Source organism: Bradyrhizobium sp. P5_C11_2 (assembly GCF_054049755.1).
This window is the reverse complement of sequence record NZ_JBFULT010000302.1, coordinates 1-9173: the sequence shown is the minus strand read 5'-3', so window position 1 is coordinate 9173 and position 9173 is coordinate 1. Positions and strand designations below refer to the sequence as shown.

8 protein-coding genes and 1 tRNA gene are annotated in these 9173 nt (G+C 65.6%); 3 read left to right on the top strand and 6 right to left on the bottom strand.

Annotated elements, in window-relative coordinates:
• Positions 1–151 precede the first annotated feature (151 nt).
• Entirely contained in the window at positions 152–373 is a 222-nt protein-coding gene (locus tag ACXJL8_RS24980; RefSeq protein ID WP_456618932.1) for a hypothetical protein, read from the top strand.
• A gap of 7 nt (positions 374–380) precedes the next feature.
• On the opposite strand, the gene ACXJL8_RS24975 is transcribed toward ACXJL8_RS24980, so the two are convergent.
• From ACXJL8_RS24975 to ACXJL8_RS24965, 3 genes are all read right to left on the bottom strand, one after another.
• A tRNA-Lys gene (locus ACXJL8_RS24975) sits at positions 381–456 on the bottom strand.
• 333 nt (positions 457–789) lie between these two features.
• The gene (locus tag ACXJL8_RS24970) at positions 790–3459 is read right to left on the bottom strand and encodes a glycosyltransferase (RefSeq protein WP_456685765.1); all 2670 of its coding nucleotides are present in this window, start codon (positions 3457–3459) and stop codon (positions 790–792) included.
• 215 nt (positions 3460–3674) lie between these two features.
• The gene (locus ACXJL8_RS24965; protein WP_456618934.1) at positions 3675–4268 is read right to left on the bottom strand and encodes a beta-1-3, beta-1-6-glucan biosynthesis protein; all 594 of its coding nucleotides are present in this window, start codon (positions 4266–4268) and stop codon (positions 3675–3677) included.
• 271 nt (positions 4269–4539) lie between these two features.
• Between ACXJL8_RS24965 and ACXJL8_RS24960 the strand changes: the two genes are divergently transcribed.
• Complete coding sequence (locus tag ACXJL8_RS24960) at positions 4540–6165, top strand: glycoside hydrolase family 17 protein (protein ID WP_456685764.1); 1626 nt, start codon at positions 4540–4542, stop codon at positions 6163–6165.
• On the opposite strand, the gene ACXJL8_RS24955 is transcribed toward ACXJL8_RS24960, so the two are convergent.
• From ACXJL8_RS24955 to ACXJL8_RS24945, 3 genes are all read right to left on the bottom strand, one after another.
• Positions 6125–6505, bottom strand: coding sequence for a hypothetical protein (locus tag ACXJL8_RS24955; protein ID WP_456618936.1), 381 nt, complete (start codon positions 6503–6505; stop codon positions 6125–6127). The two genes, ACXJL8_RS24960 and ACXJL8_RS24955, sit on opposite strands and share 41 nt — an antisense overlap.
• Before the next feature lie 88 nt (positions 6506–6593).
• Entirely contained in the window at positions 6594–7058 is a 465-nt protein-coding gene (locus ACXJL8_RS24950) for a hypothetical protein (RefSeq protein ID WP_456618937.1), read from the bottom strand.
• Between the two features lie 55 nt (positions 7059–7113).
• Positions 7114–8478: a hypothetical protein gene (locus ACXJL8_RS24945; protein WP_456618938.1), complete on the bottom strand. Its 1365-nt coding sequence runs from the start codon at positions 8476–8478 to the stop codon at positions 7114–7116.
• 174 nt (positions 8479–8652) lie between these two features.
• Here ACXJL8_RS24945 and ACXJL8_RS24940 point away from each other — a divergent pair.
• Positions 8653–9173: NTP transferase domain-containing protein (locus ACXJL8_RS24940; RefSeq protein ID WP_456685763.1), on the top strand; the 521-nt coding region annotated here is incomplete at its 3' end.

Genomic DNA, 9173 nt, shown 5'->3' with positions numbered 1-9173 from the left:
ATTGAGGAACATCGCCAGGAGCCTTACTGGTTTAGCCGGTCAACTGCAAAGACTGGACGCGGTGACGAGAGACGAAGAGACTGTGAAGTAGCAGCCGCCGGTCACCTCGCGGCCTTGACGCACAGCTCACATCCAGAGTCTGATCGGTCGCATGGGGCGACATCAGCACGACATCGACGAGCTCGCGCGCATGGAGCGCATCTGCCTGGAGTTGGCCGCCGGCGCGATCACACCGGAGGAGAGGGCAGGGCTAGAGGTCGTGGCCGGTAACTATCGCGCCGAGATCTCCGACCGCGAGCGGGACAATCGGTTTGCCCACACGCTGCCCACACAAGGCTTTTTTGGTCGGTTCGTAATTTTCGTAAGTTGTTGAATTTGTATGGTGAGCGCGCTGGGGCTCGAACCCAGGACCCCGTGATTAAAAGTCACGTGCTCTACCGGCTGAGCTACGCGCTCCCATGGCCGCTGATGGCTTTACGATCGATCGCCATCGTCTTCGGTCATTTCGAAAAGCATGTCTTGCCGCCACGTTTGACTTAAGCGTCGCGGGGAAAGCCGGTGAGGCTGTTTCCGGATCATGCTTTCGGCCCGCGCTGTGTAGGGGGATGGGGCGCTGAGGTCAATAGCGCGGATGGTTGCCGAGGATCGCGGCAGAGGCGGGGATTCGTCCGGCGTTTCCGTCGCTTAAGCCGGGATTTTCAACCCGATTGGCGGCCTGTCATCCACGTCGAAGAGTGGTGTGACCCGGCAGCGCGGAGGTCGTGCCCCGCGCCGCCGGCCATGGGCCCGTCAATTCGCCTCGCGCCGCACCTCGCTCGGCACGGCTTGCGGCGTGCCGACCGGTGTCGGCAGCGCGACCGGGCGCAGGCCGATCAGCTCGGCGGTGCGAATCGCGCTGTCGCGCCAGAACTGGAACGAGTTGATGCGGCTGAGCTCGAGGATCGCGATCGCGACCGCGGCCAGGAACGGCAGGCTTTGCAGCACCAGGACGCCTGCGAAGATGTAGATCTCAGTGATCTGCCGGTAGCTGTTGGAGGCGATCAGGACGCCGGCGCCGATCAGGAGCAGGGCGCCGATCACGGCCTCCCAGAACGCCTGGAACTCGATCGACATCCGCGACAGGCCGCCCTTGGAGGTGCGCGCGAACGCGATGTGCTCGGTGATGAGGCCCTGCGCGACCGCGCGCGACACCGTCCATTGCACGCTCATCGCCGCGATCATGGCCCCCAGCATCTGGCCGGGTTTGATCGCGACGCGCGCCCGGTACATCGACAGGAAGTGCACGAGCGAGACGATGAAGGCGCCGATGATCGGCAGCGTCAGGATCTTGTCGGGGATGGCGATGTCGGCAAAGGCGACGATCGGCACCCAGACGAGGTTGAGCAGCGCCACGACCACGCCGAGGCTTTCGGCCCCAAGCCAGTTCAGCCAGCCCAAACCGTATTCGCGCTTCTGGTCGGGCGTCAGCCGGCTCCGGCCGGGCAGAAAGTGCTGCCAGTGCTTCTTCACGATCTGAAGGCCGCCATAGGCCCAGCGATGCCGTTGCTTCTTGAACGCCTCGTAGGTGTCAGGGAGCAGGCCCTGGCCGTAGCGGTGGTTGGTGTAGTGGGTGGTCCAGCCGAGCTCCTGGATCGCGAGGCCGAGGTCGCTGTCCTCGCAGATCGTGTCGCTCGACCAGCCGCCGGCCATGTCCATCGCGGCGCGGCGGATCAGGCACATGGTGCCGTGCACGATGATGGCATTGGTCTCGTTGCGCTGGACCATGCCGATGTCGAAGAAGCCGGCATATTCGCCGTTCATGATGTAGTGCATGATCGACAGGTCGCCGTCGCGATGCTCCTGCGGCGCCTGCACCAGGCCGACGCGCGGATCGGCGAAGGCCGGCACGAGATCCCTGAGCCAGTCGGGATCGACGACGTAGTCGGCATCGAGAATGCCGATGATCTCGGCATCCGCCGCGGTGCGGTCCATCGCAATCCGGAGCGCGCCGGCCTTGAAACCCTGCACCTTCTCGGCGTTGATGAACTTGAAGCGTTCACCGAGCGCGCGGCAGTGATCCTGGATCGGCTGCCAGAAGGCGGGATCGGGCGTGTTGTTGATGATGACGACGCATTCGTAGTTCGGGTAGTTCAGCCGCGACAGCGCATCGAGCGTCTGCTTGAGCATCTCGACCGGCTCGAAATAGGCCGGGATGTGGATCGAGACTTTCGGGAAATAGGCCTCGGGCACGTTGTCGACCGGCTTGCCCTTGGTCAAAAGCCGCTGCGGCGGCCGGCCGAAGGCCACGGCCGCGATCTCGTCGATCCGCGCCATCGCGATCAGCACGAGCGGAACAAGCAGGATCATGCCGAGCGTCAGCGCGAAGGCCGAGCCGAAGATGAAATAGTGCCCGTTCCAGAACGCGAACACGGTCGCGGCCCAGGCGCCGACACCGTTGGCGGTGGCCGACAGCAGGAAGGCTTGCCGCGCGGTCGGCTGTTCCAGCCGCAGGATCGGCAGCGACAACAGCACGCCGACCAGCAGCGCGATCGTCATCAGCTTCCAGTAATCGGGATTTTCCACCGGGCCGGTCCAGGCGAATTTCGGCTCGCGGCTGGCGTTGAGGATGCCCCAGTACGGACCGACGCCGCCCTCGAAGTACTTCCAGGGCTGATCGATGGCTTCGACGATGTTGTATTCCATACCGATGGCTTCGGCGCGGCTGACGAAGTTGCGCAGCGTCAGCGCCTGCTGGAACGGACCGGGGTCGGCGTTGCGCAAATTATAGCCCGCGCTCGGCCAGCCGAACTCGGCGATCACGATGCGCTTGCCGGGGAACAGATTGCGCAGCAGGTTGTAGCGGTCGACGGCCTGGTCGACCGCCTGGTCCGAGCGGAAATTTTCCCAATAGGGCAGSACGTGGGCGGCGATGAAATCGACGTTGGAGCCGAGGTCGGGATTGTCGCGCCAGATGTTCCAGATCTCGCCGGTGGTCACGGGAACGCGGACCGCGCCCTTGACCTTCTTGATCATCTCGATGAGGTCTTCGACCTTCTGCTCGCCGCGGTAGATCACCTCGTTGCCGACCACGACGCCGTTGACGTTGCTGTTCTTGCGCGCGAGCTCGATCGCGGCCTTGATCTCGCGCTCGTTGCGATCCTTGTCCTTGTCGATCCAGGCGCCGACGGTGACCTTGAGGCCGAACTCGGCGGCGATCGGCGGCACCAGTTCCACGCCGCCGGTCGACGAATAGAGCCGGATCGCGCGCGTCATCGTCGACAGCGTCTTCAGGTCGGCGCGGATTTTCTCGACGGTCGGGATGTTGTCGATATCAGGATGGGCCGCGCCCTCGAACGGCGCGTAGGAGACGCTGGGCAACAGGCCCCTGAAGTCCGGCGCAGGTTCCCTGTCGCGCAAGACTCCCCAGATGCCGGCGTGAAGCACGGACACGAGCAACAGAACGGCGGCGACAACGCGCATCGCGGCTAAACCAAACGGGGCTGAGGTGGCAGGGAAGCGGATCCGACCCCGAGATCCGACCGAGTCCGCGGCAAATGGAGCATACCTCTGCCGCGCGGTTTCACAACTGTCATAGCCTCATGACCTTATGAGGGCATGGCATTTTGGTGAGCGCGCGGCAGTGCCAACCGCATCTATCGCCGATCGTTCCTGAACGAACGCTGAAACGATCGCGGCTATTTCGGGGGCGCCGGCGACGGGCTTGCCGCGGGCGAGGGGCTTGCGGCCGGCTGCGGCGGCGGCGAATTCCCGGTGGTCGGTGCCGCCGGCTGCGAGGCCGCGGCGGCCGCCTGCTGCGGCTGGGATGCCGGGTTGATCCAGCAGGCGTGCACGCGGCTGTCCAGGGTCTCCGCAACCTTGGGATCGATCTGGCCGCCGAAGCGGGTCAGGCAGCGGAAGGCAGCCTGGATGTGGCCGCCAGGGCAACCGAAGCGGTCGTAGAGGTCGAGATGGCGGAACGCGGTATCGAGGTCATCCCGCCACATCAGCCGCACCACGCGCCGGCCGAGCCAGACGCATTCGGGGTTGCCGGCCGGACCGTTGATGACCTGGGCGGCTTCTGCGAACTCGTCGGTGCGGCGCTGGTTCTGGGCGGTATCCTTGGCGGCGTCGGCGGGCTGGGCGGCGGCCTTGCCCTGGTCAGGGGCGGGCGCGCCGCTCTGGGCGGAGGCGCCACCGAGGCCGACCAGCAGGACAAGGGAGGAGACGGCCAAGGTGGCGGCGAACTGCCGCAGGACCGCATTTCGTAACTCAAGCACCCGTTGCCGCATGAATTCCCCAATATCTCCGCTGACCGCCCGCGCCAGGACCTCGCAGACGCGCTAGCTGATGGCGTCCAAATGGGTCTCCAATGCGGCGGAAAAGTCCCGCAAAATCCCATGACCTGTATTTCGAATTTTGTCCAGCAAAGTCACGATGCTAAGTCCCGGTCGAACGGCCGCAGGCGATTTTACGGGAGAGCGGGACGGATCGGCCCTAATGCCGCCGGCCCCCCTTGGCAGATGGCGTGCGAGCAGGTAATCGACGGGCCCTTCGTGGAGGATGGAACCAATTTCTCTTCGTACGCCACTGGCGCTTCTGCTCGTTTCGCTGGGTGCGATTGCTGCCGTGTGGTGGTGGCTGGCCACGCCGATCACGCTCGCGCGCGCCCCGATCGATCCCGCCGACAAGGTGCAATGCGTGTCCTACGCGCCGTTCCGCGGCGAGCAATCGCCGCTGAACGCGTGGACCCATATCGAGGCCGATCAGATCGAGCAGGACCTGCGCCAGCTCAAGGAGATCACCGACTGCGTCCGCACCTATTCGATGGAGAACGGGCTCGACCAGGTGCCGGCGATCGCCGCCAAGGTCGGTGGGCTGAAGGTGCTCCAGGGCATCTGGCTCTCCAGCAACCGTACCAAGAATCTTGAGCAGGCGGCGCTCGCCGTCCGCCTCAGCAAGGATTTCCCGGGAATCATCACCGCCGTCATCGTCGGCAATGAGGTGCTGCTGCGCGGTGAGATGACGACCGCCGACCTCGTGTCGATCATCCGCTCGGTGAAGGCCCAGGTCAGCGTGCCCGTCACCTATGCCGACGTCTGGGAGTTCTGGCTCAGGAACCGCGAGGTCTACGAGGCCGTCGACTTCGTCACGATCCACATCCTGCCCTATTGGGAAGACAATCCGGTGCGCGCGAAATTCGCGGCCGCCCATGTCGAATCGATCCGCGAGCGGATGGCGGTGGCGTTCCCCGGCAAGGAAATCCTGATCGGCGAAACCGGCTGGCCAAGCGAAGGGCGCATGCGCGAGGRCGCGCTGCCGTCGCGCACCAACCAGGCGCGGGTGGTCTCGGAAATCCTGAGCCTTGCGAAAGCGCAGAAATTCCGAGTCAACCTGATCGAGTCCTACGACCAGCCTTGGAAGCGCAAGCTCGAGGGCACCGTGGGCGGCTATTGGGGCCTCTATGACTCGGTGCGCCGGAACCTGAAATATCCGCCGGGTGAGCCGATCAGCAATTTCCCGTTCTGGAAATGGTACATGGGCGCCGGCATGGGCCTGAGCGTGCTGGTGTTCGCGGTCGCGCTCATCACGCTGCGGCGGCGGCCCTGGACGCCGCGCTTCTCGGCCTGGCTCGGCGTCTGCATCTCGGCGACATCGGCAGGCATCCTGCTCGGGATCGGCGCCGACAAGATGTACTATGAGAGCTATGGCCTGGGCGGCTGGCTGCACTGGGGCGCGCTGCTTCTGGCAGGCATCCTGTCGCCGATCTTCTGCGCGCAGGCGCTGGTCATCGGCCGCAGCCTGCCGACCTTCCTCGACCTGCTCGGCCCGAGCGCAGGGCGGAAATGGTCAAAGCTCACCGCCGTGCTCGGCCTGACGCTGGCGGTGACCGCGGTGATCGCGGCACAGACCGCGCTCGGCTTCGTGTTCGATCCGCGCTACCACGACTTCCCCTACGCCTCGCTGACGATGGCGGTGGTRCCGTTCGCGATCCTGATGCTGAACCGGCCGCAGATCGGCCAGCGTCCGATCGCGGAGGCGGTGTTCGCGGGCGTGCTGACGCTGGCGGCGGCCTATGTCCTCGTCAGCGAAGGCCGCGAGAACTGGCAGTCGCTGTGGACCTGCGCGATCTATTTGCTGTTCGCGCTCACGCTGTGGCGGGCGCGGGCCGAGCAAATCCAAGGATGAGCAGGCCGATCGCCAGCCCCGACAGCACGACGTTGTAGAGCACGATGCCGAGGCCGGCGGCGATGATGCCGACGGTCAACAGCACGATCGAGGGCCGCATCAGGTTCAGCGTCGCAGCCACCAGCGCGACGATGCCGAACACCGAATTCTTGAACAGCACCGTCGAGACCGCGCGCGCCTTGCAGATCAGCGTCTGAAGGCCGGCATCGCAGGCGAGCCCGACCTGCGAGTTCTCGATTCCGAGATAGCGCAGATAGAGCGCATAGCCGACGGACACGAAGCCGACGACGATCAGGAACTGCACCTGGTAGGGCGTGAGGCGGAAGGGCTTTTTTGTCATGCGCGCAATATGGTCGGGATGACGGGAGGGGGCAACAGGGGAGGCGGACCTTTCTTCGCGAATTTGCGAACGAAACTTACGGTGGCCGCTAACGTTGGTTGATCCTGTCGCGCTGAATATCAACCTCGAGCGACGGATCGCGTGCCCATTTGAAGTAATCCATGTTGATAACCCGGGTGCCCTTAACGAAGCGGGGATCGTGGCGATACCAGTATTCGATCACTCGCCGCGGCTCGCTGTTCATGCTTGCGCCAGCACGGCATGCATTAAGGTCGTCTGGATCGCCATCGTGGCGGGGCGGATCACCATAATGTAGCGTCTTGCTACGGATGGCCTGGGCGATCGTCCCCTCTCGGAAATTGACCGCCGATAGCGCGACGTGGAATTTGCGCTTGCACGACTGACAGGTAATCTCAACAAGCGCGATTTCGCCGATGTGAATATTTGCTGAGCGTGCAGGCTCGAAGGCGCAATAGCGGGGTACAGCATGCTCGTCGAACCAGATCGGAGGCGTGCTGATGCGGGAGATGATGTCGTCGTAGCTTGTGTGCATGGCTAGTCCTGATCGAAGCTGTCAGGTCTCTACCACAAGTTCGGGTTCCCGGTCGCTACCGCCTGAAGAACGACGACAACGTCGATCCCGCCGACGCTGTCTCCGGCTTTGCCGGTGCTGGCTGCGCCGCAGGCGCCGGCGCAGGCTCCTCGCGCTTCGACGAGCGTTTCGATGAATAGCTGCGGCGGCGCTTGTCCGGCTTGGCGGTGGGGGCAGGCGCAGGTGCGGTCTCGGCTTGCGGCACCGCGTCCGGGTTCTTCTCGCCGTTCTTTTCCTGAATCCGGTCCTGAGACTTTTCTTGGCCCTTCTCCGAACCACCGCGCATCGACAGCCGCTGGCCGTCGAACACGGTGGTCTCGCAGTGGCGGTCGTTCTCCGCCAGCCCAGCGCAGAGCTTTGCGGCGGCGGCCGCGTTGACGAGGGGACCGGCACCGAGACGCAGCTGCATGCCGAGGCCGGTGGTGCCCTCCTTGATCATGATGATCGGCCGCAGCGCCGCGATCTCCGGATTCGACTTGGTCACGCCGCGCCAGAGCGCGCGCAGGCCATCGAGCGAGTTGGCGCCGCCGAGATCGATGGCGAAGCGCGTCTGCTGAACGGCGATTGAAGGAGCCTCGCTCTCGGCCGCTTCCGGGGTCTTGGTTGCCTCCGGCGGCTTGGCCGGTGCCGCAGCGACCTCGGTCGGGGCGGGCGCCGGTTCGGGCTTCTTCTCGGTTGCTTCGGGCTGCATCAGTTTCGATGCGGCCGGATCAGGCGGCGCCATGATCGACTTGGACGGCACCAGCGGAAGCATCGGCAGCGCCGATGTCGTCGCCGGCGACTGCGCGACCAGCGAGGCGGCGGCCGCGGACTGCGGGCTCGCCTGGTCCTTCGCGGCGTCCTTCGGCGAATCCTTGGCGGCGTCTGCGCGCGGCTTGTCGTTGGCCGGCGCCGAGGCGACCGGCGCAATGCTGGGTGCGGCGGGCGCGGTCTGCGCCGCGGCCACCGGCATGTCCTGCGGCTTCGATGCGGACGCCTGCGGCGGCGCGGCGTTCTGCTTGGCGATGGCGCCGGTGACGGAATCGAGCCCTTGCTCCAGCACGGTGACGCGCGAATAGAGCCGGTCGCGATCGGTGTTCAGCGTCTCGATCGCGGCGGCGAGCCGTCGGGCTTCGTTCTGGCTTTCCTTGGTCAGCAGCTGGAGCCTGTCGGCCTGCCGCGACAGATCGACGGACGCGGCCTGGTCGCGCCGCCAGCCGAGCTGGGCCTGGTTGGCCATCACCGCGACCACGACGGCGCCGACGGCCGCCACGCCCCACGAGCCCAGCCGCCACATCATGCGGCGGTCGAACGTGCTCTCTTCGGCCAAAAGCGCTGAGAACAGCCCGCCGGTCTCCTTGGTGCCGAAGGCATCCGCCAGTGGATCGGAATCCTTTGCCATGAACGTAAAGTTGCCCAGCCCTGTCCGGCTTCCCCGAATCAATCAGGGAACATTAACAGGAAAAGCGTGCCGCACTTGAATTCCGGGCGTTTGCGGGGGTAGCAAGGCAGGCAGCATGAGGGCGGCCTGCCGCCTGCCGCGCCAGTTGATTCGGCCGTATCTGACAGGATTGCGATGACCGCCCGCTCAAGCCTCACGATCGTGCTCGCCGCCGGCGAAGGCACGCGCATGCGCTCACAGCTGCCGAAAGTGCTGCATCCCGTAGCTCACCAGACGCTGCTCGCCCATGTGCTAGCCGCAGCACCCAAGGGAACCGGCACGTCACTCGCCGTCGTGATCGGCCCGGACCATCAGGCGGTGGCGGAGGAGGCCAGGCGGATCCGCCCCGATGCGCTCACCTTCGTGCAGGCCGAGCGGCTCGGCACTGCGCATGCGGTGCTGGCGGCGCGCGAGGCGATCGCGGCCGGCGTCGACGATCTCCTGATCGCGTTCGGCGACACGCCGCTGATCTCGGCCGAGACCTTTGCGCGGCTGCGCGCGCCGCTCGCCAACGGCGCCGCGATCGCCGCGCTCGGCTTCCGCGCCGCCGATCCCACCGGCTACGGCCGCTTCATCGTCGAGGGCGACCGGCTGGTCGCGATCCGCGAGCAGGCCGATGCCAGCACTGAGGAGCGCAAGATCGATCTGTGCAATGC